A 26691-nucleotide genomic window follows, 5' to 3' on the forward strand; every position below is an offset into this window, starting at 1 on the left:
CGATTAAAGCCTAACTTTCTTAATCAAAAATTACGAATTACGAATTACGAATTAAAAATTATGCCATACGTTGCAGTCAAAGGCGGTGAACAGGCAATTGAAAATGCAGAAGCACTCCTGCAAAGTAGACGCAGAGGTGATCCTGCTATTCCTGAATTGAGCTTAGACCAGATTGAACAACAACTTACCCTAGCAGTAGAACGGGTGATGTGTGAAGGTAGTTTATATGATCGGGAGTTAGCAGCCCTAGCTATTAAACAATCTTGGGGTGATTTAGTAGAAGCAATTTTCTTGTTACGAGCCTATCGGACAACACTACCCCGCTTTTACTATAGCCAGCCCTTAGATACTAGCAGAATGCAGATTCAGCGCCGCATTTCTGCCATTTTTAAAGATGTACCAGGAGGACAAAAATTAGGGACTACCTTCGATTACATCCACCGCCTACTAGACTTTAAGTTGATCGCAGAAGGACAAGTCCCGACAGCACCAGAAGCAGAAGCAATTACAGAATCAGTTCCGCGTGTAATTGACACTTTAGATCGTGAAAGCTTGATGCAAGCAGAAGAAGGACAGGGGAGCGGGGGAGCAGGGGAGCAGGGGGAGCAACTAAATAATGATTCTCCGTTATCTCCCTCATCTCAACCATTTGATTTAACTCGTCAACCATTAACTTTTCCGGCTGGACGGGATGCAAGACTGCAAAATCTAGCGCGTGCAGACGAGGGTTTTTTGCTATCTTTGGCATATTCTACACAGCGAGGCTATGGCAGAAACCATCCTTTTGCCGGAGAGATTCGTATGGGGGAAGTAGAAGTGATAATTTGTCCAGAAGAATTGGGATTTGAAATAGCGATCGCAGATATTACTGTTACCGAAGTGCAAATGGTAAATCAGTTTAAAGGTAATAAAGAATTACCTGCTCAATTTACCCGTGGCTATGGACTCACCTTTGGTTACAACGAACGTAAAGCGATGTCGATGGCGTTAGTAGATAGGGCAATGCGAGCAGAGGAATTAGGGGAAACCATTCAAGGCCCAGCCCAAAATGTCGAGTTTGTACTTTCCCACTCCGATAACGTGGAAGCACAAGGTTTTGTCCAACACCTCAAACTTCCACACTACATCGACTTTCAAGCAGAGTTAAATCTGGTGCGGAAAATCCGACAGCAACAGTTAAATAATCAATCTTCAGAGTTAACTGGTACTGCGGAAGAATCTCAATCTTTAGAACACGGTGATTTGATTTTGGAAGAAGCGAAATGATTAGAGGAATTAACCATATTACTTTGTCTGTGTGCGACTTGGAAAAATCTTTTAGCTTTTATACCGAAATTTTAGGTTGTCAAGCGATCGCCAAATGGCAAACAGGTGCTTATCTACTAGCAGGTGACTTGTGGTTGTGCCTATCTTTAGATTCCAACACACGTACAAATCCTATGGATGAGTACACTCATATTGCTTTTAGTATCCCTGAAGATAAGTTTTCAGAATATAGCGATCGCCTGAAAATTTTAGGAGTCAAACAATGGAAACAAAATACAAGTGAAGGCGATTCAATATATATTCTCGACCCCGATCACCACAAGCTGGAACTGCATATAGGTGATTTATCTTCCAGAATTGCCGCTACTCAAAAAGCTCCATATAAAGGCATGAAATTTTTTACTGAGGTAAGTCAGTGACAACAACTAAAAATATTCAAATATTATCAAAACCAACCAACACAAAAATTGCTATTCAAGGAGCAAATGTACTAACTTCCGATGGTTGGCTGGAAGATGCCACAGTTTTAATTGAAGATGGGCAATTTACCAGCATTGATCAGGCCAGTAGTCCTAATGGATTTCATCTGGTAAATGCTCAAGGACTCCAGATGTTGCCAGGAATTATTGACTTACACGGCGATGCTTTTGAAAGGATGATTTGCCCTCGCCCTGGAGTTAACTTTCCTCTACCAATAGCGATCGCAGATAATGACCGCAACCTCTTAGCATCGGGTATCACAACTTTTTACTGCTCAATCACCGACTCTTACGAACCAGGTTTACGCAGCCGAGATTCTGCCCGTGGTTTAATTGACTTCATCTTAGGGGCAGGAAAACAAGTTTTAAATTGTAATCATCGCATTCATATTAGACATGAAGAGGCAAATATCGCCGGACATCAAGAATTGTGTGATTGGATGGTATCCGGCCGTGTGCATATTTTGTCTATCAACGATCACCTACCACCCCCAGGAAATCAAAAGAGATTGAGTCGATATCTCAATAGTGTGAGGCAAAGATCATCCATGTCTATTGAAGAAATCGAAGAATTAATCAACCAAGTAACAGAACGGCGACATGAAGGAGATGTGCAAATAGAACAACTGGTGGGTTTAGCTCATACCTACGGTATTCCCGTCGCTTCTCACGATGATGATACCCCAGAGAAAGTAATACTAAGTCAGAAACGCCGAGTAGCGATCGCAGAATTCCCCGCTACTGTAGACTTAGCTGCTAAGTCTCGTGAATATGGTGCAGCAGTTCTCATGGGTGCGCCTAACTTAGTGCGTGGTGGTTCTCACTTAGGTTTGATGAGTGTAGCTGAGGCAGTTAAAAATAACGTAATTGATTGTCTTTGCTCAGACTATCATTATCCTTCCTTGTTCTATGCACCCTTCAAACTCCAAGAATTAGGTTTAATGTCCTTTGAACAAGCATGGTCATTAGTTTCCAGCCAACCAGCAGAGGCGGCGGGGATAAGCGATCAAAAAGGTAAAATCGCTCCTGGTTTAGATGCTGATTTCCTGTTGATATCTCCTGATAATCCTTTACCATCTGCGATCGCCGTAGGCATCGCATCTGTTTATGTAACAGGGCAAGAAGTTGCCCGATATCACATCAAATAACAATGAAACCTACTATCGAAAGCATTATTGACCTGTTCACCGAAAAGGGTTCTCAATCCTATGGTGCGGAAGCCGTCAGCCAGCTAGAACACGCCTTGCAATGTGCTAGCCTCGCTGAAATATCAGATCAAAACCATGAATTGATTACCGCTTGTCTACTCCATGACTTAGGGCATTTAATCCATAACTTGGGAGATAATCCAGCCAGCAAAGGCATAGACGATCAACATGAACATCAAGCCATTCCCTTACTACGTCAGATTTTCAGTCCAGCAGTTACACAACCAATTAGGCTTCATGTCGTTGCCAAACGCTATCTTTGCTCAGTTGTTCCTGAATATTGGGAAAGTCTTTCAGCCGCATCCAAACGTAGCTTAGAACTGCAAGGAGGCATATTTTCCCCAGAACAGGCAGAGAAATTTATTCAACAACCTTATGCTCAAGATGCTGTGCAGTTAAGGATTTATGACGACAAAGCCAAAATTACAAATCTGCCAACACCCGATTTAAACCATTTCACCCAATTTATAACGGCCTCTTTAATCTCGCCAATAAAATGAATATTTCTCCCAATCCCCATTACCCCTTATCCCCAGAGGGGACCCTAAGTTCCCCAGAAACAGGCTTTAACTTTGCTTACTTAGACGAGCAAACAAAACGTTCTATTCGTCGCGCCTTGCTGAAAGCCGTTGCAATTCCAGGACATCAAATTCCCTTTTCTTCCAGAGAAATGCCCATGTCTTACGGCTGGGGTACTGGTGGAATTCAGGTGACATCTGCTGTGATTGGTCAAACTGATGTATTAAAAGTAATTGACCAAGGCGCAGACGACACTACTAACGCTGTTAATATTCGTCGCTTTTTCAAAAAAGTTTGTGGTGTAAAGACAACAGAACGCACACAAGAAGCAACTTTAATTCAGACTCGCCATCGCATACCTGAAACACCACTACAGGACGGACAGATTTTAGTTTACCAAGTACCAATACCCGAACCTTTACGCTGGCTAGAACCCTCATCTGTAGAGACAGGCAAAATGCACGCTTTAGAAGAATACGGAGCTATGTATGTCAAGCTTTACGAAGACATTACCACACATGGACATATTGCTACATCATACGACTATCCAGTAATGGTGCATAACCGCTATTTGATGAGTCCTAGTCCGATCCCACGCTTTGATAATCCCAAAATGCAGATGAGTCCAGCATTGCAATTATTTGGTGCAGGTAGAGAAAAACGCATATATGCAATTCCACCTTACACCAAAGTTAAAAGCCTCGACTTTGAAGACCATCCCTTTACCGTAGAAAAATGGGATAAAGCCTGTGAATTATGCGGTTCTAGAGAAAGCTACTTAGATGAGGTAGTGATTGACGACCAAGGTGGGCGAATGTGGATCTGTTCAGATACAGACTACTGTAACAATTCAAAAGTAAAAATTTAAAACCGATGAAACCTCTTTTACAGGTTCACCAACTGAGTAAATCTTACGGTGCAATTAATGCCTGCGATCGCATTTCTTTTAATCTTTATCCTGGGCAAGTTCTCGGTATTGTCGGAGAATCAGGTTCAGGTAAGTCTAGTTTGCTGAGTGCGATTGCCAATCACATTGCAGTTGATCAAGGTAATGTTACTTATACTAACCGTAGCGGTGAAGACTTAGAAATTTTTCAACTTGCGGAAGCTAAACGGCGGTTGTTGATGCAAACTGAGTGGGGCTTTGTGCAGCAAAATCCCCGTGATGGTCTGCGAATGAAGGTCAGCGCGGGAGCGAATATCGGCGAACGCTTACTAGATATTGGGGCGCGACATTACGGCAATATTCGGGATGAGGCTGCCCATTGGCTACGACAAGTGGAAATTGACCCAGCCCGGATAGATAATCTGCCAGTTCACTTTTCTGGAGGGATGCAACAAAGATTACAACTTGCCCGTGTGTTGGTGACGCGTCCTCGGTTGATATTAATGGACGAACCGACGGGAGGGTTGGATGTGTCGGTGCAAGCGCGGTTATTAGATTTGTTGCGATCGCTTGTCCGCAATTTTAACCTCAGCGTGATTATAGTTACCCACGATATCGGCGTAGTCAGGCTGCTGGCACACAGATTATTAGTTATGCAACAAGGACAAGTAGTCGAATCAGGTTTAACTGACCAAGTGCTTGATGATCCACAACATCCATACACTCAATTACTAGTCAGCGCCGCTTTAATACCCTGAAGTGTTGACTGTTAACGGTCAACAGTCAACAGCCAACAGTCATCTATTTTCTTAACAATGCAATCATTAACTCTTAATCATCATCCAGTAAAATTTTCTAGCCAAGCACTTTTGCAAGTTGAGAATTTGCGAAAAAGTTTTACTCTGCATCAGCAAGGAGGCATTAATCTATCGGTGCTGGAAGGAGTATCTTTGAGCGTTAATGCTGGGGAATGTGTCGCCCTTTCTGGAGCATCCGGCAGTGGGAAATCTACATTTATGCGCTGTTTATATGCTAACTATCGCGTTGATAGTGGTTCAGTCTGGATAAAGCATCAGGAAGATTGGGTTGATTTGTGTCAAATCGCTCCCCACGAAATTTTAGCAGTCCGGCAGAAAACCATTGGATATGTTAGCCAGTTTTTAAGAGTCATTCCCAGAGTACCAGCGTTAGAAGTTGCCGCAGAACCACTTTTGGAATTAGGGGTAGATATAGATGTTGCATATAACAAAGTTAAAGACTTATTTCATCGCCTCCACCTCTCAGAAAGACTGTGGCATCTTTCTCCCACAACCTTTTCTGGGGGGGAAAAGCAACGGGTAAATATTACTCGTGCTTTAGCGGTTGATTATCCTATTTTGTTACTAGATGAACCAACTTCAGCCCTAGACTCTACCAATCGCCAAGTAGTCATTGAACTGTTGCAAGAGAAAAAAGCTAAAGGCTGTGGCTTAATTGGCATTTTTCACGACGAAGAAGTGCGATCGCAACTTTGCAACCGCGAATTAATTTTTAATGGTTGACGTTTAACAGTCATCAGTCAACAATATTATGAATGAACAGATTTACACTAACTATCGTCTACAACTGCCAGATCAAGAACTGCTAGGTACTTTGGTAGTGCGAGATGGATTGATTGCTGATATTCAGCCAGGGATTGTAAGTCATGGTCAAAATGGTCAGGGAGATTATCTATTACCAGGATTGATTGAGTTACACACCGATAATCTCGAACGCTGTATGTCTCCCCGTCCCGGTATTCGCTGGCCTTTAGAAGCCGCAGCAGTTTATCATGACCGAGATATAGCCAGCGCGGGAGTAACAACAGTATGTGATGCGATCGCAATTGGTGATGTGGCAGCTGGTTCTTTGCGCTTAACTAACTTTGCACCAATGATTGATGTCATTTCTCAAGGTCAATCAACTGGACGCTTTTGTGTGGAACATCGCATTCATCTACGCTGTGAACTTGCGTATGAACAAGTTTATGAGATTACAGCACAATATGCCGATCATCCTCTGTTATCGATGATTTCACTAATGGATCACACTCCCGGCCAAAGGCAGTTTGTCCGGTTAGACAAGTTTAAAGAGTATTACATGGGCAAGCACGGTGTGACTGCTGACGAAATTGATGAGTTTATTTTAATTCGTCAGCAAAAACAACAAATATATGCACAGAAAAACCGCAAAGCTTTAGTAGAACTTACCAAAACCAAAAGTATTTCCTTAGCCAGTCATGATGATGCAAGAGTAGAACACGTCCAAGAAGCATTGGAAGATGGAGTAGTCTTAGCTGAGTTCCCCACAACCTTAGAAGCCGCCAAAGCAGCGCATAGTTTAGGATTACAAGTTTTGATGGGTGCGCCTAATTTAGTGCTTGGAGGTTCTCACTCTGGTAATGTTTCTGCAATGGAACTTGTCTTACACGATTTAGTGGATGTGATTTCTTCTGATTACGTTCCGCAAAGCCTATTGCAATCTATTTTTATGATTGTTGAGAAGACAGGCAAACCTATTTACCAAGCGATGCAATTATTTACTAGTAACCCAGCTAAAGCTATTAATTTATTTAGCGATCGCGGTAGCCTAGAAATAGGCAAAAGAGCCGATTTTATTATTGTTCATAATGATGGTATTGTACCCCGATTGAAGGCAACTATCTGCCGAGGCGATCGTGTTGCTTAAGCTGAAATCGAAATGGTATGGATTGCAATATATTTCAGTACAGATTTTTAGCAATTATTCTCGATTCTGTCGCAAGTTTATACCGTTGCGGAGAAAGTCTAAAGCTAAGAACACGCACATTTGTTAGTGTTGACTTCAACAGGTTTGATATCTCTGCTTTGTGAGTCACCCAAAACTTTATAAATTTCCCAAGGTGCGCCATCTGGGTCATGCACCCAAACTTTATCTTGAAGGGCATAACAACAGGTCACTTGTTCCTCTGTTCGGGTTTCTAACCCAAGTTGTTGCAGGTGATTGGTTGCTGTGTTTACTTCAGCAGTCGTCTCGACTTCTACTCCCAAATGATTGAGAGTGCCAGCCGCCTCTTTATTCTCAATCAATACCAATTTCAGAGGAGGTTGAGTGAGTACAAAGTTAGCATAACCGGGGCGACGTTTTGCTGGCTCCGTACCAAAAAGCTTGCTATAAAAATCAACCGCAGCATCGATATTACTACAATTTAGGGCAAGTTGAACACGAGACATGATAGTTATCCTTATATATATTGATGTTTATCTATAATATTGCTAATTAATCTCATCGCTCACTTTCTTGATAATTTCAGGTTGTTGAGTTGATTCATCTAAGTGCCAGTTTACAACAGAACTTACGCAGTGAAATGTAGAGTTTGGCAACCATTAGTTGTCAGATTTTCGTAAACACCAGCTGCGGCAATCAAATAATTCGACTGTTACCGACTATGCTCAAAGCGATGGCTTCGCCAACGCCAAAGGCGAACGCGGCAATACTCCTCAAATGTGTGATGCGTTGGGAACAGTATAATCTGCGAGCGCGTAATTCTGCAAGTGCCTTACCTACTTCAAAAAATACCCTACCAGAAGTTGGAGAATTAGATGAGTTAGAAACCTTCGTAGGTTCAAAAAAAACAAAATTTGGTTGTGGACAGCAGTAAATCACTTCCGAGAAGGGATTTTAGCTTGGGTGATCGGCGATAAGCCTACGGCATAGCTTCGCTTACCGCAGCGCAAAAACCTTTAAATTATTGTGGGACATTGTTTCTTGCTGGCAATGTTACTTTTATGTTACAGACGGGTGGAAAGTTTATCCCTGTTTTATAGAGTCAGGAGACCATATTGTCAGTAAAACCTATATGACTAGGGTCGAGGGTGAAAATACAAGGTTAAGACATTATTTAGCACGACTAAATCGAAAAACATTATGTTATTCCAAGTCAGTAGATATATTTAAATACTCGATTCTATTATTACTTCACTATTTAAGGTATATAAAAATACCTGTATTTAGCTGATTCATCCCGCATTTATGCAACGCCGTTTTCCTTAACCAAGATGTTATAAAACCTTAATAAATAGAAAAGTTTTTCTTAACATTACTCAAATATAGTTTGATTAAGACAACTCCAAATACAGTTCTTAAACTTAAGTTTTGACTTTTAATGGGCAAATTAAAGACGCTTAAATCTCTGTTCATTTAATCCTAATTGGGAATGAGGAATTTTCAAAGAATGTGCTGTAAGTGAAACTAGATGTAGTTTTGAGATTTTTATCCTGACATCAAGTTCTCACATACCTTACTTTCACAAAATGAGCAAATTGAGTTAATTTTTCTTAGCCTATTTACAGTCAAAACTTTAGTAGTATTTCAGTTTTGCAAGCTTATAGGCTATATAAGCAAAGTAAAACAACGCAGACTAACTTGAAATCTCGCCCTGCGAAGGAAAGCTCTTGTTTGTGTCGTTAAAGACTTTTAGCAAGATAGCAATTTGCACATTTAGAATACTGCATATTTGGAATGTTCTCAAAAGTTTAACAGGTTTCAACAAGGAGAAAATTCTCATGGTTCTTTACGGCTATACTATTGGAGATGCGGATATCAATCCTAGCCAAGGTGGAGAACAATTCGCAGTTTACCGATTCCCCATAAGCCCTCTTGCTACTACTCCCCAAAAAGTAGGCGAAATCACTGCTGCGAATATTAATAACGCAGAACTAGAAGGTTTGGGGACTAACCCCATTACTGGAAGGGCAAGTGCGGTTAACGAAGCGCGTGGTCCTAATTTAACACCTGGTCCAGTTATTCGGGTAAATAATGTAGATCAGCCTTTAGCTCCAGCTAGTGCCTCACCAACACCTACACCATCTGACCTACGTCGTTTTGGGTTTGACTCAGGTGCTGACTTTGGACGTGATTATTCAGTAGCTGGTCAACCAATTGTTTTATATAACATTTCGGCGGATGCTGAGACGCCCGTAGGAAGCTCTCTTTATAAAATTAGTACAGCTAACCCTGGAACTATCAGCCTTGTAGACGCCTTTGGCGCACCTACTACTGCTGCACAAAGACAAGGAACTCAACCTACCAACCCTGGAAAACATGCCGATGGATTAGCTATCGACAATCTCAATCCTGGTAGAACTCGCGTTCTTGCTAGCGATTTCACCAGTGGTGATGGAGATGGCAACCAGCTTCACAAAGTAGATTTGCTCACTGGTGAGCTATCTGCACCGATTACTTTGAGAACTCCTTCAGGGCAAGCTCTGAATGTTGATTTAGATTCTGGGCTGGCATTTACTAACAGCGGTTCTCAAAGATTGTTGGCTTTGCTGGAAAATGGCGCTGTCTATGAGATCACAGGCTACCAAGATGAACTTGCTGCATCAGGTCTAGGTTTAGGTAGTGCTACTGGTACTAATGGTGCCGGCTTTGCAACCGCCACCTTACTTGGTACAGTTAATTTACCAAGTGCTTCGACTGGAGCCATCGATTATGAAGGCTTTACGATTGTTAATGAATAACAGTCGTTAGGACACTCTTTCTTCAACTCTTGTAAAAACTACTTTTACAAGAGTTGAAGAAGGGGAAAAGTAACTGTTTACGTATAAATATTGATGCTTCTATAGAAATAAAACCGAAATTTTAGCTTCAATTAAAAAATTCAGGTTTATCACCTGGCGTCTCATTCTTTTACCAAGGTATTAAATATACAAAATCTACAGGATTTATGTCGGTCGTATTATTTAATTGGGGCGAACAGTTCGCCGTCATAGTAGTTTTTATGTAAGGATTCAGGTCTAATATTCAGGAAGCAAAGACGGACGAGACTGATAATCAAGAGAACCAGCCAGTAGAGCTTGTGCAAAAAAATCAATTACAGACCTACCTTGACGGCAGCAGGTTTGCACCACAGTCAACAAATTGGCAGTATGTTGAAACCGCTCATTGAACGGGAACCACCGCTAACCTTACGTTTCGTCACAGCCAAACGAAGCGTTCGCGAAGCGTGTCCGAAGGACTCTCGTTCGGCCTGATTGTTATCAGGAGGAACTTCTCTTAAGTCAAGGAAATACCACCATTGACTTGCTTTATCAGGCAAAGAACGTAAAAGCTGACCGGCTTTTGCTCCTGCTTTGTCAATCCACTGATTGAGTGAGGAGTGCAACTTAGCTTCATCATTGATTGACCCAATCGTTATAACTTCTTTGATACCTTTAACTGACCAAGGCGTTTCATCCACATGAACATTAGGCTGTGTCTGTTTTACCCAATTACTTAACTCAATAATGCTCGGTTCAATTGCTTGAGTTATTCGGTCAGGAGTCAGGTTGATGTCACAAGGCTTTGAAACTAAATCTGCTGATGCTACGAAAAATTCTGGTGGTCAGAGGCAGCCAACACAAGTGGCAGACATCGGCAGTATTCAACAGAGTTTAGTGGAGCATTTCTCTGATATCAAAGACCCAAGAGTAGAGGGTTTACAGCCTGACGATGAAAATAAGCCGACATGGACGCGCCTTCTTTCTAACATAGTCGCGTAGTAGATTTGACTGGGGTAGGGTACTGCCATTGTCAGTACCCAAATATTCAACTGTAGTTTGTTCGGTTGAAAGGAAAATGGTTTGGATCTCTTTGATAATGGTTAGTAATTTTTTTCTGAGGTTATGCCTTAGCGTTCACGCCAGCTTTTATCTATATAGCGTTGATTTTCCACTTCTGAGACTTGGATAGAAGCTTTATAGCCGAATTGTGCTGTGGTTGTAAAAACCTTAGTTTGAACTTTGATGTCTATCGGGTTTATGCCTGCCTTTAAGCCTTCTTTGAGTACACGACCGTCAAAGTTTTCATTGCTATTAATACCCTTAAGCGCCAAAATCGTGGGAGTAATATCAACGTTACTGACTGGGGTATCAATAGTTACCCCTTGCTTGAAATCGACTCCCCAAGCAATAAAGGTATTGCGAATATTCCAAGGACTCATACTGCCATGACCGCTGCCATTGCCTGTAAGCGGTCCAGTTGTTCCACTAGTAGTTTCTGTAAAATCAGTTCCTTCGACTCCAAAGGCGTTCTTTTGGGATGTCCAGGGAAAAGTCAAAATGATGTCAGCACCTCGTTCTTGATTAAACTCATGGATGAGTTCTAAAGAAAAGGTTCCACCTACCCAACCTTCTGGTTTGAGATGATTTTGCTTATTTTCTTGAGCAAATGAACCGTCAAGTTGGGAGTTTTGGGGTCTGTATGCTGCTGTAAACAGAACCCCAGCCCAATCCTGTTTTTGTAAGAACTTAACTACTTTCTCTATCTGTCGGGGGTTGCGGTCTTTAATATGTAGCAACACTGCCTGACCACTGCTAGCTAAAACTACGTCATCTGAATCTTTTGAAAGCTTTAACCCAGCATTAATTAATTCTTGTGTCAGGTTGACTGTATAGGTATGAACACTAAAGCCGTGATCTGAGATCACAAAGATATTAGTTCGGTCATACAATCCAAGTTTTTTGAGTTGATCTAGAATTAAACCAATATTGCGATCATCGTTGCGGATTACACTAATTCCTTCTGGAGATCCTGCCCCAAGCTCATGCTGAGTACTATCAGGTTCGGTTAACCAATTAAAGACTACATCAGGTTTTAATTCTGGAATGACATAATCTAGAAGAACTTTCTCACTCCAGTCCACTGCTTCATTTAAGCGACCGTCGTTGTTAGTATCTTTATTTGCAGGGGCAGCACCGAAACGATTTAAAATTGCCCGGTTGACTTCAGGGGGGAATGCTACAAGTTTACCAGGATCAAAGTAGCCGTTAATCAAAACGCCAACATTCTTACTGATGCTTCGAGGATTAAGTAGTAAAGCACTTCCGGTTGAACCAGAACTAACAACAGCCAGTTTCATCCCGTTTTCTTGAAGGTGTTCACCCAAACTTTTGACAAAAATTAATTTTCCGTCCGTTACCTGATCAAGCTTAAGGAGTTCGGGATATTCTCCTGTGCTAAATGATTTGGTTGGATTGACTTGTGGCACATACATAGAATTGCTGACAATTCCATTTTTACCTGGATAATACCCAGTGGCGATCGCTGCCGAGTTCACCCTTGTGACTGTGGGAAAAACAGCGTGTCCATTGAGGTAGTTGACACCTTGTTGTCGTAGACGATATAAGTTTGGTGTATTTTGTGGATTGATGGAATCAGGGCGTAGTCCATCTAGAATTAAAACTAGATTGAGACGAGCTTGCCCAGGTGGTAAAACATAAGACTTCTTTTGGTTGGCTATATCAGCTAATGTTATTGTATTCTGGCGTAGGAAGAATTCTCCTGCCCAGAAAGTAACAGCAGACATCCCAATAATTAACCCACCCAAAAATAAACGTTGCTTAACTCTACCAGGGAGCATTTTGGGAATCTTGTTTGAGAGTGGAGATGCTAAAAGCTCTCTTTTGTTTTTATTCATACAATCTCTGTTTTAAAATTCATTGCGAGGCACTACCTAGTAATCCTTGCTTTAAGTAATAGCTACTTGAAGAGCAAAGATATTTAAAATGAGCTTTATTGCTAAGAAAAGGCAGCTAATACAAATATTGTTTTCATTTGAGAAAACAAGCTTATATATTTAGTCTTCCTGATTGTGCTTTAGTTTGAATGCTATGGTTTAACGTTTATTTACTGATGACTTAAATTCAAGTTAAATTTGGGTTAAAACCCTAAGTGGACGATATGAAAACTAAAACGTAGACAGAATAAGCTCCATTGCCAGGGGAAACGCACCTTATTTCCTAACAAAAACTGATAAGGATTTCAAAGTCATCTATACAAGTGCAAAACTTGACAAAAATATAAACAAAATAAATCGATTATTTGGCATTTCACTGCTCCTAACATCTTAATTGCAAATTACTAAATCCTTAATGATCCCACAAAACACTTTTGCAAAAGTTCTCTTAAAGTCTGGTTAAAAGAATGGGTAAAAAAACGACGCTACAAATTCAGCAAAATCATAAATGTATTTTGGAACTTGCATAAATGCCTAAAGAGCTTCTGATAAATCTTCATAAGGTCTTCCTTTACTCGCTCCCCAGCAAGTCGTATACGTGATCGTTTTTAATGGGTACCAGTCCAAAAGGGACATGCTTGGCTAATAAGCATTGCGTCCCATTTTTTAGATATTATTAGTCCTGGTTACATATATGGCTAGGCTTTAAGCCAAAAGCAACAATGGAGATCACCTCTTTTGAAAAGCTTGTCATGAACTTTTGCTGTAAAAAATAGGTATTCATAATTTATGAATCGGCACAAGCCAAAACGGAATCGTGGCGTTATACTTACTCCTGAAGGCTGGCAAAAACTTCAGCAGGCAAAACTTGAAGGGGAACTTCGAGAAAAATTTGGTTCCAAGTACACTCTAGAAGAAATAAGTGAACGCGCTGGATTAACTTCAAATACAGTCGCAAAGATACTTATTAACCAAGAAGGGGTTGACAAACGAACGCTAGTTTATTTATTCATGGCGTTTAACTTAGAGCTAAATCCCCAAGACTATTTTAAGTTAAATCCTGATTTAGCGAGACTTTCAGTTTTGGAGTCTCGAAAGCGCGTTGATTGGGGAGAGATGGTGGATGTATCTGTTTTCTATGGACGCACAGATGAACTGACTCTACTAGAGCAATGGTTGATCCAGGAACGCTGTCGAGTAGTGGCGCTGTTGGGAATGGGAGGAATTGGTAAAACCTCTCTGGCTGCCAAATTAGCGCAAAAGGTTCAAGGATGTTTTGAGTACGTTGTCTGGCGATCGCTCTACAATGCTCCCCCCCTTTTTGAGCTGCTGGCAAATTTAATTCAATTTTTCTCTAACGAGCAGGTTTTAGAAACTGACTTACCAAAAAGTGTAGATGGCAGAATATCACAACTAATTGAATATTTGCAACAACAGCGCTGTCTAATCGTATTAGATAATGTTGAGACTATTTTGCAACCAGGCGCTTGTGCTGGATGCTATCGAGAAGGCTATGAAGATTATGGCTTACTGATCAAAAGATTGGGGCAAGTTATGCATCAAAGTTCCTTAGTGCTGACTTCACGCGAAAAACCCAAAGACGTGGCGTCACAGGAAGGACAAGCACTACCTGTTCGTTCATTACAAGTGAAAGGTCTGAATGAGGAAGAAGTAAAAAAAATTTTTCACCTGAAAGGTTTGCTTGGAGCAGAGTCCCAAAATAAAACACTGATTGAGCTTTATTCTGGTAATCCATTGGCTTTGAAGATAGTTGCAACGACTATTCAAGATGTTTTCAATGGTGATATTTCTGAGTTTTTGAACCAAAAAACATCTGTTTTTGGTGATATTTGTACTGTTTTAGAGCAACAGTTTGAGCGTTTATCTAATTTAGAACGTGTGATTATGTATTGGCTGGCAATTAATCGGGAGTCAATTTCACTCTGCAATTTGCAAGAAGATTTAACTTCATTAATAATCCCACACAAGTTACTAGAAGCTCTAGAATCTTTGATCAGGCGAAGCCTCATCGACAAATTTCAGTCAACACTAAGTGAAAAAACTGGTTTACTCTTCACATTACACTCTATGGTAATGGAGTATGTCACTAGCAAATTAATTCAGCAAACTTATCAAGAGATTGTAACTAAAGAAATTGTGCTTCTTAAATATTATGCTTTGAGTAAAGCTCAGTCCAAACACTACACTAGAGAAACTCAAATACGCTTAATTATTAAGCCAGTTATTGATGAACTTTTTACTATTTTTAAAATTCCAAGAAGGCTAGAAAATCATTTAAATGAAATATTAGTCAAGCTACAAAGAGAATCATCACTGGAACCTGGATATACAAGCGGAAATATTCTCAACTTGCTTTGTCAGTTAAAGACAGATTTAAGAGGATATGATTTTTCTAACCTAAGCGTTTGGCAAGTAGATATGCGGGGTGTAAGTTTACCTCAAGTCAACTTCCAAAATGCCAATTTATCTAAATCGGTTTTTACTGAAAATTTTAGCAAAATTTCTGCGGTAGCATTCAGCCCCAATGGAAAAATTTTAGCAGCGAGTGACGCAAATGGCAAAATTTGCTTGTGGCGAGACTTTGGTGAGGGCGAACAACTTTCGACCTGTCTAGGACATATTGATTGGGTTCAAGCGATCGCTTTCAGTCCGAATGGTAGCACTCTTTGCAGTGGAGGTACTGACCAGAATGTGAAATTGTGGGATGTCAACACAGGTGAATGCCTGAAAACTTTAACAGAACATCCTGAGCGGGTACGATCTGTTGCCTTCAGTCCTCAAGGTGAAATTCTAGCTTCTGGCAGCGATGATCGGGCAGTGCGTTTGTGGAATATTTCGGATAGCAAGTGTTACAAAATATTACAGGGGCATACTGATTCAGTATTATCTGTAGTTTTTAGTCCTAAAGGTAAAATTCTTGCCAGTGCTAGTAGTGATAAAACCGTAAAGCTATGGAATTTCCGCACAGGAGAATGCCTCAAAACTTTGCAGGGACACACTAGTTCGGTTTCCTCAATTGCTTTCAATCTGGATGGTCAAACCTTGGTTAGTGGTGGTGATGACCAAACTGTGAAACTCTGGAGTATCTCAGATGGGAAGTGCCTAAGAGCTTTCCAAGGACATAGTGACAGGGTTAGGTCAGTCGCTTTTGCTCCTAATGGTAATATTCTGGCTAGTGGCAGTGATGACCAAACTGTGAAGCTATGGAATTTCCGCACAGGAGAATGCGTTAAAACATTGCAGGGTCACACAAGTTTGGTCTGTTCTGTTGTTTTTAGTCCAGATGGTCAAACTTTGGTCAGTGGTAGTGATGACCAAACTGTGAGGTTTTGGGATGTTAGCACTGGTCAAGCCTTAAGAAACTTGCAGGGCTACAATAATGGGGTGTGGTCTGTTGCCTTTGCTCCTGGTGGGCAGACCATAATTAGCAGCAATAATGACCAAACTGTAAAGCTCTGGGATGTCGCGGATGGGAAGTGCTACAAAACTTTACAAGGACAACCTAATCGAGTCAGAACCGTTGCCTTTAGTCCTCAAGGTAATATATTAGCAAGTGGCAGTTACGATCAACTTGTGAGGCTGTGGGATAGCAGCACCTGCCAATGTTGCAACATCTTACAGGGACATACTGGCTGGGTAAAGTCAGTTGCTTTTGCTCCTGGAGGTAAAATTCTCGCCAGTGGCAGTGATGACAAAACTGTAAGGCTGTGGGACGTTAACACTGGTCAAGTTTTGAATATTTTGGAACATAGTCATGGGGTATGGTCGGTTGCTTTCAGTCCTGAAGGTAATATCCTGGCCAGTGGCAGTGATGATCAAACAGTCAAGCTCTGGGATATTCGCACAAGTGAATGTCTCAAAATTTTGTCGGGACATACAAGTTGGGTATTGTCCGTCGCTTTCAGTCCTGAAGGTAAGACCTTAGCCAGTAGCAGTAAAGATCAAACAGTGAAGCTTTGGGATGTTAGCACAGGTGAATGTCTCAAAACTTTGTTAGGACACACAAGCTGGGTATTGTCCGTTGCTTTTAGTCCTGAAGGTAAACTTCTGGCTAGTGGAAGTGTAGATCAAACCGTAAGGTTGTGGGATGTCCAATCCGGTCAATGTATCAAAACTTTGCATGGTCATACTCACTGGATAAGGTCAGTTGCCTTTAGTCCAGATAGTCAAACCCTGGTAAGTGGCAGCGAAGATGAAACTGTTAAATTATGGGATGTTTTGACGGGTGAATGCCTAAAAACTTTAAGAAACGAAAAGCCTTACGAGGAAATGAACATTACTGGCGTTACAGGTTTAACCCAAGCAACTATTGTTTCTTTGAAAGTTTTGGGAGCAATTGAGAATTGACTTTTTCCTCGGCTTGACTCCGTTTCACTTTGTGTTTAGCCTGGGGTTAAAAGACGGCTTTGAATTTATTCGTTGCATATAGGAAATTACAGAGGTTTAAAAAGCTATAAGCTATTGCGTATTTAACTTGCTTCCATAAATTGAAGATTTCGATCCCTATTTTGGAGATTTGGGGACTTCGTTCTGGAAAATTAGATGCACAACAGCTTATTTTCTATGTATGGGTTTCCCAAGTTGCTAAAGACTTTGGCTACTGTCTAAGTATTTTTTAAGCGTGCGTACCATCTCTCGAATTACATCGCTCTTTGTCCGCTGCATTTTCTCACAATATTCCTCCAAAATTATTTTCTCCTCTAGCGAAAATTGAATTGTTAAATTAGCAGCATTTTTTCTAGCCATTGTCATTGACTTTTAATGACTTTCCAATTACTATTATATAGTAAACTAATGACTAATCAAAAGGAAACAAAAGTTAAAAACAGCAAATTTTAATTTCCTTACATTAGAGTAAATACTTGGTACCTCAATTCAAGAGATATTTATCAATATAATCATGGCTTGTGGGTGTAAATTTACAAATCAACTCTTAGTTTGCTAATAATATAATTGTTGCTTAATAACGTCTAAAGTTCCTCAGGCTCTTGTACTATTTTCGTTTTAACTATCTAAAATTAGATTTTTGAAATAGTTGCTCTGACAGGGTTTTATCGATTATTTAGGTTTTTTTGCAACAACTCTGATTTACTGAGGATTCCCTTTGTAAACGCCAGTGGTAGGAGCCTATTACTCCAAATACAATTCTCCCTAATAAATTATGAAACCGGAGAAACCCAAACGCAATCGTGGGCTTATACTGACTCGTGAAGGCTGGCAAAAGCTTCAGGATGCCAAACTTGAGTGGGAATTTAGGAAAAACAATGGCTCCAAATCTACCTTAGAAGAATTAAGCGAACAAGCTGGGATCACTCCTGTCACTTTCAGAAAGATACTTACTCGTGAAACCGGGGTTGACAAACGGACACTTGTTCGTTTGTTTATGATGTTTAATTTAGAATTGGATGTAAGCGATTATATAAGTCCAGACTCTAATTTAAAAGGGCAGGAAAACTTGAATAACCCCAAGCGCGTTGATTGGGGGGAGATGGTGGATGTATCTGTTTTCTATGGACGCATAAATGAACTGACTTTACTAGAGCAATGGCTGATTCAGGAACGCTGTCGAGTAGTGGCGCTGTTGGGAATGGGAGGAATTGGTAAAACTTCTCTTGCTGCCAAATTATCACAAAAGGTTCAAGGATGGTTTGAGTACGTTATCTGGCGATCGCTCTACAATGCTCCTCCACTTTTTGATCTGCTGGCAAATTTAATTCAATTTTTCTCTAACGAGCAGATATTAGAAACTGACTTACCAAAAAGTGTAGATGGCAGAATATCACAGCTAATTGAATATTTGAAACAACAGCGCTGTCTGATCGTATTAGATAATGTAGAGACTATTTTGCAAACAGGCGCTTATGCTGGATGCTATCGAGAAGGCTATGAAGATTATGGCTCACTTATAAAACGATTGGGACAAGTTATGCATCAAAGCTCCTTGGTGTTGACTTCTCGTGAAAAACCAAAAGATATAGCTTCACTCGGAGGGGAAACACTGTCTGTTCGCTCATTACAACTCAGTGGTTTAGAGATAGTAGCAGGACAGAAAATTTTTGAAGCCAAGGGTTTTTCTGCTTCAGAGTCAGAATTACCAGCAGTAGTCGAGCGTTATGCAGGCAATGCCCTAGCTTTGAAGATAGTGGCGACAACCATACAAGATGTTTTTGATGGTAATGTTGCTGAATTTCTGCAACATTACACGGCTGTTTTTGGCAGCATTCGCGATCTGCTAGAACAGCAGTTTTCGCGCTTGGCAAATTTAGAGAAGGATATAATTTACTGGCTAGCAATCAATCGTGAGCCAGTTTCGCTATCAGAAATACGAGAAGATATTGTATCACCAATTCCACCACAAAACTTACTAGAGGCTCTGGAGTCTCTGGTCAGGCGATCGTTGGTTGAGAAAAGGACAGCACTCTTCACGCTGCAACCTGTAGTCATGGAGTATGTGACTCAGCGATTGATAGAGATAGTTTGTAAGGAGATTGAAACTCAGAATCTTGATTTGTTCAGGTGTCATGCTTTGATGAAGGCGACGGCGAAAGACTACGTAAGGGAGACTCAAATTCGTCTCATTCTTAAGCCAGTTATAGATGGGTTGCTCACTGTCTTGAGAAGCAAAAGAAACCTGGAGAATCAACTAAGCCAAATTATAGCAAGTTCACGAGAGACATCACCGCTAGAACAAAGTTATACAGCTGGAAATATTCTCAATCTGCTTTGTTATCTGGAAACCGATCTCAGTGGCTATGATTTTTCTGATCTGAGTATTTGGCAAGCAGACCTGCGGTGTTTGAAATTGCACGATGTAAATTTTCAAAACGCCAATTTTAATAGGTCTGTTTTTGCTGAAACCTTCGGCGGTGTTATGTCAGTAGCCTTTAGCCCTGATGGCAAACTTTTGGCTTTGGGTGATGCCAATGGCGAGATTCACTTGTACCAAGTCTCAGATTGGAAACAAATTTTTATTTGTAAGGGACATACTAACTGGGTTGTATCGCTTGCGTTCAGTCCTGATGGGAATATCCTTGCGAGCAGTAGTACTGACTATACCGTGAAGTTGTGGGATATAATTACGGGTCAATGCCTTCAAACTTTACACGAGCATAATAATGAGGTTTGGTCAGTTGTTTTTAGTCCCGATGGTGAGGTATTAGCAAGTGGCAGCGATGACCAGACAATAAGATTATGGTATGTCCACATCGGCGAATGCTTTAGAGTTTTAGAGGGACATACAAATTGGGTACTATCAGTTGTCTTTAGTCCATCTGGACGGACACTGATGAGTGGCAGCGATGACCAGACAGCGAGATTGTGGGATATAAGTACTGGTGAATGCCTCAGAATCTACCAAGGACATAGTGATGGGATACGGTCAATATCCCTTAATTCTCAGGGTACGATGCTAGTAAGTGGCAGCGATGACCAGACAGTGAGATTGTGGGATGTAAGTACTGGTGAATGCCTTAGAATCTACCAGGGACACTCCAATAGTGTATTTTCAGTCACCTTCAGCCCACAGGGTGATAGCCTAGCAAGCGGCAGTCATGACCAGACAGTGAGATTGTGGGATACAAGTACTGGTGAATGCCTCAGAATCTACCAAGGGCATACAAATTGGGTATTTTCAGTCGCCTTTAACCCACAGGGTGATATCTTAGCTAGTGGCAGCCGCGACCAGACGGCTAGATTATGGAGCGTTAGCAACAGCCAATGCCTCAAAACTTTCCGGGGATATACCAATGAGGTACTCTCGATCACGTTCAGTCCAGATGGGGAGACGTTAGCAAGCGGCAGTCATGACCAGACAGTGAGATTGTGGGATATAAGTACTGGTCAAGCCTTAAAAACATTCCACGGACACACTAATTCGATATACTCAGTAGGTTTCAAACCACAAGGCAATATCTTGGCAAGTGGGAGTGGAGACAAAACTGTTAAACTATGGGATGTCTATACAGGTCAAGCTTTGAAAACTCTGCGGGGACATGTTGCCGCGGTTCGATCAGTTACCTTCAATGCAGAGGGTCAGATGCTGGCGAGTAGCAGTGATGACCAAACAATAAGATTATGGGATGTCCATACAGGTCAAGCTTTGAGAACTTTCCAAGGACATTGTGCTGCTGTGTGGTCAGTTGCCTTCAACCCTCAAGGAACAATACTAGCTAGTGGTGCTTGGGATCAGACAGTGAAGTTGTGGGATGTCAAAACCGGTGAGTGCAAAAGAACCTTAGAAGGCCATACGAGTTGGATTTACGCAGTTGCCTTTTGTTGGGATGGTAATATGCTGGCAAGTGCTAGTCAAGATGGAACATTAAGGTTATGGAGTGTCAGCAATGGTGAATGCCTCAGAATTTGGCAATTACATACAAGTTGGTTACAATCATTTGCCTTTAGTCCAGACAACCAGACCTTAATCAGCAGTGGTCCTGATCACACAATCAAGTTGTGGGATGTAAACACCAGTGAGTGCCTCAAAATCTTTCAAGGACATACAGCTTGGATCTGGTCAGTCGCTTTTTGTTGTGATAATCAAACTTTGGCTAGCAGCAGCGAAGATGAAACAATTAGACTTTGGGATGTCAGAACAGGTCAGTGCTTAAAAATCTTGAAAGCTGAAAAACTTTATGCGCGCATGAACATCATGGGGGTTAAAAGTTTAACAGAAGCGACCATTGTTACACTAAAAGCGCTGGGGGCAGTTGATTGAAAAAGCCCAGCGCATCCAGAAATTTCTAATTCAGCTAACGAAAAATTAAGGTTTCACCCCAAAGTGATAAAAGAATTAGTTTATTAAATACCGCCGGGTAGCTCGCTTCGCAATCCTCGCGTGCATTCAGTAAGCATGATACTTTCCAAATCATCAAGTTCAATATTATTTAGTACATCGAAACTAGTCTCAATTAGGTTACTGGTGATATCTTGCCTTAAAAACTGCTGTTCGATAGTTGTAGCCTTCATTCCATTTGGAAATATCTGTGAAAAAACAGCTTCATTAGCAAGACCTGACCCTAGCGATACTAAAATCGAAAATCCAAAATCCAAAATCTGCGATAGCATCCTTTTTCTCCTTGTAGTTTGAACAGTACAGTTATGGATGTCTGAGAAAAGCTCTTGTTGCTTACCAGGTTATTTCTTTAGCTTCTGAAGATCAGTTCACACTTGTGGGCAAGTATTTAACTCCATTGGTTTCAATACCTTTTGAAGTTCCTCGTCTGATATATATCTCTCCTTAGGTGGAGTAAAGCGTAACAAGGCGGTTTCATAACAAGCTCTCGCTACGGGAATAGACTCTTGAGGAGTAAGTTCTGCAACAACCTCCACTATCTCTTTTACATGCTTCACTTCAGCACTAAGACCACTGTGTACCCGCAGCCAGCGTGTGGCATGAGTACCTGATGGTAGCAAAGCCTCTACACTCTGGATGTACTCCTCTCCTTGAAATGTTCCTAGGCGTTCGCTGGCATAGCAATAGCCAACGCAATTAATTGGATCGATCGCATGTACACTTTGGGTGAAATAATCTACCACAGCCGTTGCAGCCGATGGAACAAGCGCCTGCACTACAGCCTCAGCTTCATATCCCATTGATTGAATATCGAGCAGGGCGAGTCGATCATGACCAGCCTCTTCTTTCGCTTTCTGTGTAGCCCAGTCTGCTAACCTGGTGCGACCAGATGCAGCGAAGCGTTGAGCGGCTTTTTCCATCAGTCGTGAGGTGTGGCGGCTTGAATGGTATGCACCTGCCATTTGCCATACCCAACGTGTATGGGTCAATTTTGGTGGTCTGCGATCGCTCTTGACTGTGTGCCAAGCATAGGCGATCGCTCTATCTAAAAGCTTCTGAGTTTGAGCTATCCTCTCTGCATCACTCATCTTTGAGACGGAGCGATCGCCACCTTTTGCAGAAGTGGATCGATGCCTTTGAGTGTAATTAGCAGTCTTGATCGCTGTTTCGTCAGGCACGAAACATGCTGATTCAGTATTAATTAACAAGTCATTACGCATAGTTCGTTTCCTAACTTACATTTGCTACAAAATTTGGGCAAGTCACTCGTGGCAATAACAGAGTTGTTGCTAAATAAGCTAAATAACCCATGAAATCCAGCACAGCAAGCATTTCGCCAAATGGTTAAAATGTAGACAGTACAATGGTTTGAGCTATTTTAGGCGTTATTAAGCGACAATTCCAAACAATTGCCAGTCAAGTAAGTAAATTGAACTGTGTTACAGCTTGTGGTATTAGAATGCTAGAGGAATGCGATCGCCTACGGCGGGCGGTTACGCCATCGCACCTACCGAAATACCAAATGCATATTGCATTTTTACGTCTTCGGTTAATTTGCTGACTTTCTTTGACAAAGGCAATATCCAAATTATGAGTTTCACTAGACGTTTGCAAGCAAAAAGGTAGTTAAAGATGACTAAAATGGCGAGAAAATCCCATACCCTTAGGACTTATGTATTGACAGAAACCTGATTGACAAACGGCTTCATTCGTGTATAAGGTTTAGGGAAACTAACAGGAAGCTTTTATTCTATGAGTAACAAATCAATTGCAGACAGGATGTGTTTCACTACCATCCTGCACATTTAATTAGAAGCAACGCTTATTTCAATCGGATAGTGTCAAACAAAGTCCAAACTGCCCTTTAGTTGCAATGCTGGTGAAAGAAGCAATGCATGGGCGTTGTCATCTGTCTTCCCTATTGCAAACCTCCGTCATAGAGGAACTCCACTTAGTGGTGGGAGAATTAGAAGTAAATACTCCTGCATCTCGTATCCTGCCAAAGTGCCTTGCTGGTAGTCAAAACCGTTCGGTAGCAGACTCAATCTGCAACCGAAGGAGTTTGTCCAGAGGCAATGTATACGAATCTAAAGTTTCGCAGCATTGCTAATTACTCATCTTACGCACCTTCATTTATGTGGTTAGTTGACTGATGCCTGTTGCAGTTAAGTTTCCTAACTTTACAAAACTTTTGCAACTCAAGATAAGAAACTTAAGATAAAGATAAGTTCTTTTTTCCTGTGACATTCTTCCCTTCAAATTTAAAGTTGCACATACAAATGTACTATTGAGCCTAAAAAGCTTGATAAGTGAGCACTAGCGCGATTTTATTTTTCAAAAACGTACATCTGTAAAAACTAGTTTGGCAAAGGATAACATCTTAGTGTAGCTTTGCATAAGTTCTTAACGAATTAAATTTGGTAAGACTGTGCGTCCCCTTGGGCTTACTTTCTATCCCCACCGTACCCTTCCCTACGACAGAGACTTACGGGCAGTGTCTCCGACTTCTCTGTGAGTTTAAATTTAAACCCTCAACTGGCCACAAAATTAATTAGCGCTGTTTGATGTACTCATCTACCACGGTGATAGTGGAGGTAGCCGTTCTTAAACCCAATCAAATACCCCTGATGAGTTAAGCGGACAGTACATTGATTATACTCTCATGAGAGTAATAAAAGCTGTTTACACGCGATCGCTCGTAATGGACGTAAGGAAACATTTCTGTTTTTTAGAAGAGTTAGTAATGTTCAACCCTACTAACAAAAAATTTAGACATTATAGCTGTGCAAATTACCTAAATAACTGATTGCTTGAGAATGGTACAAGATGCAAATTTTAGCAAAGTTAGTAAAACCTGTTATTTACATTTACTGTTGGCTAAAAACCGTTTCAGTTGGAACTTTGCCTAAAATCCACTTGAAAAACACAAACTTTTCCGCTTAAGTTTTCTATCTTAACTGGCTAAAACCAATGTTGAAATGGATAATTATACGCAAAGCCTTTGAGAGAGTTACTCACTCTCAAGGCCTCCTAACACTTACTTACTCGGTTATATCCCCCGATTCATGCACGGGGGGTTTCCCCTCTAATTTCGCTGGTTGCTATATATACATATTCTGGACAACAAAAGTTTTGCTTTCCGATTCCTTTTTAGTAAGGAGCATACCCTTAGCAGAAACTTAATATGTTTTTTAACAGCATATTATGTCTAAGAATAAACATTATAATAGCGCTTCTGTAAAAACAGTTAAAACTTTCTATAAAATTTGTTTATCCATGTTTAATTTTTGATTACCAGTCCTTTCAACCTGGTGAATTTTCTCATGATTTTTCAGTTTCAAGCCTTGTTCCACATGGATTTAGTATTAACGGCATCTAAAAAATTAGATGACGCACAATAAAGTGACACAGGTATTCGCTTTCTACTCTTTAACGTCTCGCTCAGTCGTCAGTTTGACAACTAGCTCTATGAAAACTACCCCACGCTAATACTGATTACACAGAAAACTGGGTTGGTCAAGCTTTCATAAAACAAGAATTATAGGCATTTATGATTAAGCGCATGCACAAAAAAAATTGGTTGCAGATTGTAGAGGCTTAAAATGACGAAGCGAACTAACTATTACAATGATCTGTTAGTAGATTACTCCAAGCCGGAGCTAGTTTCTAATGAACTAGCAGTAAAACTACTCAGAAACGCAGAGATGTATCTTTCTCTACGTAATGATACTTTACCTGAAACAAGTCTAGAATACAGCTTAGAGCAAGTAGAACAGGAAAATAAACATTGGTGGCCAACACACTGTGAAGCACTACGACAAGGACGGGGAGATATTTTAGCAGGTGAGTATGCCAATAATCTTGTATATTTCTGTGCTGATGGACCTTTTTATGGTAGAACCGCAGCAACAGATAGAGAAGTAAATCGTTGGGCAATTCTTGCTCAACCAAGTGTAACAATAGCTTGGCCAATTATTATGTTCAATGGTGAAGTTATCTACTCTGAATGGAACTGTTTCGATGATGAAACGAACGAAGTTATTGCCAAGGGAAACGAAACTTTGCTTCGACGTGGACATCGAGGTGCGTGCTACTTAAAATGCGAGCAACTTAGCTTTTATCGCGACGTTTATGCGTCTGAGGAATTGCTCTATTGGATCAGGCGTTCACCAAATTAGTTATCAGTGAAAATTCATAAATGAATGAGGGAAAAATATAACATTCAATGAATTATTTTTTGGAGACTAACTGAAACTTGACATAACATGAGAAACGTTTAAACTCTACTCTAGTTCAGGTCATCTGACATGAAACCCAAGTGTATTTAATACAATAAATGAGGCTAAAGTGATGGACTCTAATTACTTATTAAATGGCATTGACTCTTATAACGTTAACATCGCTATTAATACGGCGATACTTACAAGTTTTGAAAAGTTCTTGCTTCAGTCCCAACCTTTGTTAAGCCATGTTTTTCGTTTTATTGAGACAAATTATCATAATTCAATTAGTCTTAGAGAGGTGGCTGAGGCGGTCAGTCGATCCCCTGCCTACCTTACCGATCTTGTACGGCGAGAGACTGGAAAAACCGTACTCTGTTGGATTGTTGAGCGTCGGATGGTAGAGGCACGCCGTCTGCTTATCGAAACAGACCAATCGGTAGAGCAGATTGCTGAAGCTGTGGGCTATCTAGATAGACGCCATTTCGGTCGCCAATTTCTCCGCCTCCACAATACAACCCCGCAAACATGGCGGAGATCGCATCGGAGTAAGAGCATCCCATGTTGGCAAAGAGTCCCACAAAAGGCAAACTCAAGCGAATTAATCAACCAGGAACCTACAACTGTAACTTTTGCAGAAGCTCAACGGTTGCAAGCCTGTATCCAAGAAATTGCTGCAATTTTTAATAAGAGTACTGTTGCTAATGAAGTACTTATGTTAAAAAGCGAAAATGGTTCGGTTGCAAAAATAGACAATGGTTTGATACACATAACCTTAGTTTCAACTTGCGAATCGTGTTGAAA

21 protein-coding genes and 2 pseudogenes are annotated in these 26691 nt (G+C 40.9%); 17 read left to right on the plus strand and 6 right to left on the minus strand.

Annotated features, from left to right (window positions below):
• The first annotated feature begins 60 nt into the window (after window positions 1–60).
• From RMY27_RS24700 to phnM, 8 genes are read left to right on the plus strand one after another with little or no spacing between them, the layout of a single operon-like run.
• Window positions 61–1266 carry a carbon-phosphorus lyase complex subunit PhnI gene (locus RMY27_RS24700; RefSeq protein ID WP_322667516.1) on the plus strand — a complete coding sequence of 402 codons (1206 nt, stop codon included), beginning with the start codon at window positions 61–63 and terminating at the stop codon, window positions 1264–1266.
• Window positions 1263–1685, plus strand: coding sequence for a fosfomycin resistance glutathione transferase (locus RMY27_RS24705; RefSeq protein WP_322667517.1), 423 nt, complete (start codon window positions 1263–1265; stop codon window positions 1683–1685). Before RMY27_RS24700 ends, RMY27_RS24705 begins: the two co-directional genes overlap by 4 nt.
• A complete protein-coding gene (locus tag RMY27_RS24710; protein ID WP_322667518.1) occupies window positions 1682–2893 on the plus strand; it encodes an alpha-D-ribose 1-methylphosphonate 5-triphosphate diphosphatase in 1212 nt (403 codons plus the stop codon). Before RMY27_RS24705 ends, RMY27_RS24710 begins: the two co-directional genes overlap by 4 nt.
• 2 nt (window positions 2894–2895) lie before the next feature.
• Window positions 2896–3453 (plus strand): phosphonate degradation HD-domain oxygenase, encoded by a 558-nt coding sequence (locus RMY27_RS24715; protein ID WP_322667519.1) that lies wholly within the window; start codon window positions 2896–2898, stop codon window positions 3451–3453.
• Window positions 3450–4340 carry an alpha-D-ribose 1-methylphosphonate 5-phosphate C-P-lyase PhnJ gene (locus RMY27_RS24720; RefSeq protein WP_322667520.1) on the plus strand — a complete coding sequence of 297 codons (891 nt, stop codon included), beginning with the start codon at window positions 3450–3452 and terminating at the stop codon, window positions 4338–4340. The genes RMY27_RS24715 and RMY27_RS24720 overlap by 4 nt, the downstream gene beginning before the upstream one ends.
• A gap of 5 nt (window positions 4341–4345) precedes the next feature.
• The gene (gene phnK / locus RMY27_RS24725; protein WP_322667521.1) at window positions 4346–5116 is read left to right on the plus strand and encodes a phosphonate C-P lyase system protein PhnK; all 771 of its coding nucleotides are present in this window, start codon (window positions 4346–4348) and stop codon (window positions 5114–5116) included.
• Window positions 5117–5173: 57 nt separating this feature from the next.
• Window positions 5174–5899, plus strand: a complete 726-nt coding sequence (gene phnL, locus RMY27_RS24730; protein WP_322667522.1) for a phosphonate C-P lyase system protein PhnL — start codon at window positions 5174–5176, stop codon at window positions 5897–5899.
• Window positions 5900–5927: 28 nt separating this feature from the next.
• Window positions 5928–7064, plus strand: coding sequence for a phosphonate metabolism protein PhnM (gene phnM, locus RMY27_RS24735; protein WP_322667523.1), 1137 nt, complete (start codon window positions 5928–5930; stop codon window positions 7062–7064).
• Between the two features lie 104 nt (window positions 7065–7168).
• On the opposite strand, the gene RMY27_RS24740 is transcribed toward phnM, so the two are convergent.
• A complete protein-coding gene (locus RMY27_RS24740) occupies window positions 7169–7588 on the minus strand; it encodes an ArsI/CadI family heavy metal resistance metalloenzyme (RefSeq protein ID WP_322667524.1) in 420 nt (139 codons plus the stop codon).
• A 157-nt stretch (window positions 7589–7745) separates the two neighbouring features.
• On the opposite strand from RMY27_RS24740, the gene RMY27_RS24745 reads away from it, so the two are divergent.
• From RMY27_RS24745 to RMY27_RS24755, 3 genes and pseudogenes are all read left to right on the plus strand, one after another.
• Window positions 7746–7886, plus strand: coding sequence for a hypothetical protein (locus tag RMY27_RS24745; protein WP_322667525.1), 141 nt, complete (start codon window positions 7746–7748; stop codon window positions 7884–7886).
• A 46-nt stretch (window positions 7887–7932) separates the two neighbouring features.
• Window positions 7933–8373, plus strand: a pseudogene (locus RMY27_RS24750) (IS1 family transposase); the annotation flags it as partial.
• Window positions 8374–8920: 547 nt separating this feature from the next.
• On the plus strand, window positions 8921–9880 hold the full coding sequence (locus RMY27_RS24755) for a hypothetical protein (protein WP_322667526.1): 960 nt from the start codon (window positions 8921–8923) through the stop codon (window positions 9878–9880).
• A gap of 276 nt (window positions 9881–10156) precedes the next feature.
• On the opposite strand, the pseudogene RMY27_RS24760 reads toward RMY27_RS24755, so the two are convergent.
• Window positions 10157–10683: pseudogene (locus RMY27_RS24760) on the minus strand (IS66 family transposase); the annotation flags it as partial.
• A 7-nt stretch (window positions 10684–10690) separates the two neighbouring features.
• Here RMY27_RS24760 and RMY27_RS24765 point away from each other — a divergent pair.
• The gene (locus RMY27_RS24765; protein ID WP_322667527.1) at window positions 10691–10900 is read left to right on the plus strand and encodes a hypothetical protein; all 210 of its coding nucleotides are present in this window, start codon (window positions 10691–10693) and stop codon (window positions 10898–10900) included.
• A 128-nt stretch (window positions 10901–11028) separates the two neighbouring features.
• Here the strand turns inward: RMY27_RS24765 and RMY27_RS24770 are convergent, their stop codons facing one another.
• Complete coding sequence (locus RMY27_RS24770; RefSeq protein ID WP_322667528.1) at window positions 11029–12816, minus strand: alkaline phosphatase family protein; 1788 nt, start codon at window positions 12814–12816, stop codon at window positions 11029–11031.
• Window positions 12817–13644: 828 nt separating this feature from the next.
• On the opposite strand from RMY27_RS24770, the gene RMY27_RS24775 reads away from it, so the two are divergent.
• On the plus strand, window positions 13645–17223 hold the full coding sequence (locus RMY27_RS24775) for an NACHT and WD40 repeat domain-containing protein (protein WP_322667529.1): 3579 nt from the start codon (window positions 13645–13647) through the stop codon (window positions 17221–17223).
• Window positions 17224–17460: 237 nt separating this feature from the next.
• Here RMY27_RS24775 and RMY27_RS24780 read toward each other — a convergent pair whose 3' ends face one another.
• Entirely contained in the window at window positions 17461–17622 is a 162-nt protein-coding gene (locus RMY27_RS24780; protein ID WP_152592085.1) for a ribbon-helix-helix protein, CopG family, read from the minus strand.
• A 415-nt stretch (window positions 17623–18037) separates the two neighbouring features.
• On the opposite strand from RMY27_RS24780, the gene RMY27_RS24785 reads away from it, so the two are divergent.
• Entirely contained in the window at window positions 18038–21589 is a 3552-nt protein-coding gene (locus RMY27_RS24785) for an NB-ARC domain-containing protein (protein ID WP_322667530.1), read from the plus strand.
• 83 nt (window positions 21590–21672) lie between these two features.
• Here RMY27_RS24785 and RMY27_RS24790 read toward each other — a convergent pair whose 3' ends face one another.
• A complete protein-coding gene (locus RMY27_RS24790) occupies window positions 21673–21939 on the minus strand; it encodes a hypothetical protein (RefSeq protein ID WP_322667531.1) in 267 nt (88 codons plus the stop codon).
• 96 nt (window positions 21940–22035) lie between these two features.
• A complete protein-coding gene (locus RMY27_RS24795; RefSeq protein ID WP_322667532.1) occupies window positions 22036–22887 on the minus strand; it encodes a hypothetical protein in 852 nt (283 codons plus the stop codon).
• 653 nt (window positions 22888–23540) lie between these two features.
• Here RMY27_RS24795 and RMY27_RS24800 point away from each other — a divergent pair.
• The 3 genes from RMY27_RS24800 to RMY27_RS24810 all read left to right on the plus strand — a co-directional run bounded on the left by RMY27_RS24800 (window position 23541) and on the right by RMY27_RS24810 (window position 26689).
• Window positions 23541–23777 (plus strand): hypothetical protein, encoded by a 237-nt coding sequence (locus RMY27_RS24800; RefSeq protein WP_322667533.1) that lies wholly within the window; start codon window positions 23541–23543, stop codon window positions 23775–23777.
• 1492 nt (window positions 23778–25269) lie between these two features.
• Window positions 25270–25845, plus strand: a complete 576-nt coding sequence (locus RMY27_RS24805; protein ID WP_322667534.1) for a hypothetical protein — start codon at window positions 25270–25272, stop codon at window positions 25843–25845.
• 172 nt (window positions 25846–26017) lie between these two features.
• Entirely contained in the window at window positions 26018–26689 is a 672-nt protein-coding gene (locus RMY27_RS24810) for an AraC family transcriptional regulator (RefSeq protein WP_322667535.1), read from the plus strand.
• Window positions 26690–26691: the final 2 nt, after the last annotated feature.

The organism is Nostoc sp. DedQUE09, assembly GCF_034530915.1.
Lineage (GTDB): Bacteria > Cyanobacteriota > Cyanobacteriia > Cyanobacteriales > Nostocaceae > Nostoc.

Bases quoted from the DNA above. Each gene is read 5' to 3' on its own strand.
- RMY27_RS24700 (WP_322667516.1), top strand. From the start codon at position 61: ATGCCATACGTTGCAGTCAAAGGCGGTGAACAGGCAATTGAAAATGCA.
- RMY27_RS24705 (WP_322667517.1), top strand. From the start codon at position 1,263: ATGATTAGAGGAATTAACCATATTACTTTGTCTGTGTGCGACTTGGAA.
- RMY27_RS24715 (WP_322667519.1), top strand. From the start codon at position 2,896: ATGAAACCTACTATCGAAAGCATTATTGACCTGTTCACCGAAAAGGGT.
- RMY27_RS24720 (WP_322667520.1), top strand. From the start codon at position 3,450: ATGAATATTTCTCCCAATCCCCATTACCCCTTATCCCCAGAGGGGACC.
- phnK (WP_322667521.1), top strand. From the start codon at position 4,346: ATGAAACCTCTTTTACAGGTTCACCAACTGAGTAAATCTTACGGTGCA.
- phnL (WP_322667522.1), top strand. From the start codon at position 5,174: ATGCAATCATTAACTCTTAATCATCATCCAGTAAAATTTTCTAGCCAA.
- phnM (WP_322667523.1), top strand. From the start codon at position 5,928: ATGAATGAACAGATTTACACTAACTATCGTCTACAACTGCCAGATCAA.
- RMY27_RS24740 (WP_322667524.1), bottom strand. From the start codon at position 7,588: ATGTCTCGTGTTCAACTTGCCCTAAATTGTAGTAATATCGATGCTGCG.
- RMY27_RS24755 (WP_322667526.1), top strand. From the start codon at position 8,921: ATGGTTCTTTACGGCTATACTATTGGAGATGCGGATATCAATCCTAGC.
- RMY27_RS24765 (WP_322667527.1), top strand. From the start codon at position 10,691: ATGTCACAAGGCTTTGAAACTAAATCTGCTGATGCTACGAAAAATTCT.
- RMY27_RS24770 (WP_322667528.1), bottom strand. From the start codon at position 12,816: ATGAATAAAAACAAAAGAGAGCTTTTAGCATCTCCACTCTCAAACAAG.
- RMY27_RS24775 (WP_322667529.1), top strand. From the start codon at position 13,645: ATGAATCGGCACAAGCCAAAACGGAATCGTGGCGTTATACTTACTCCT.
- RMY27_RS24780 (WP_152592085.1), bottom strand. From the start codon at position 17,622: ATGGCTAGAAAAAATGCTGCTAATTTAACAATTCAATTTTCGCTAGAG.
- RMY27_RS24785 (WP_322667530.1), top strand. From the start codon at position 18,038: ATGAAACCGGAGAAACCCAAACGCAATCGTGGGCTTATACTGACTCGT.
- RMY27_RS24790 (WP_322667531.1), bottom strand. From the start codon at position 21,939: ATGCTATCGCAGATTTTGGATTTTGGATTTTCGATTTTAGTATCGCTA.
- RMY27_RS24795 (WP_322667532.1), bottom strand. From the start codon at position 22,887: ATGCGTAATGACTTGTTAATTAATACTGAATCAGCATGTTTCGTGCCT.
- RMY27_RS24800 (WP_322667533.1), top strand. From the start codon at position 23,541: ATGCTGGTGAAAGAAGCAATGCATGGGCGTTGTCATCTGTCTTCCCTA.
- RMY27_RS24805 (WP_322667534.1), top strand. From the start codon at position 25,270: ATGACGAAGCGAACTAACTATTACAATGATCTGTTAGTAGATTACTCC.
- RMY27_RS24810 (WP_322667535.1), top strand. From the start codon at position 26,018: ATGGACTCTAATTACTTATTAAATGGCATTGACTCTTATAACGTTAAC.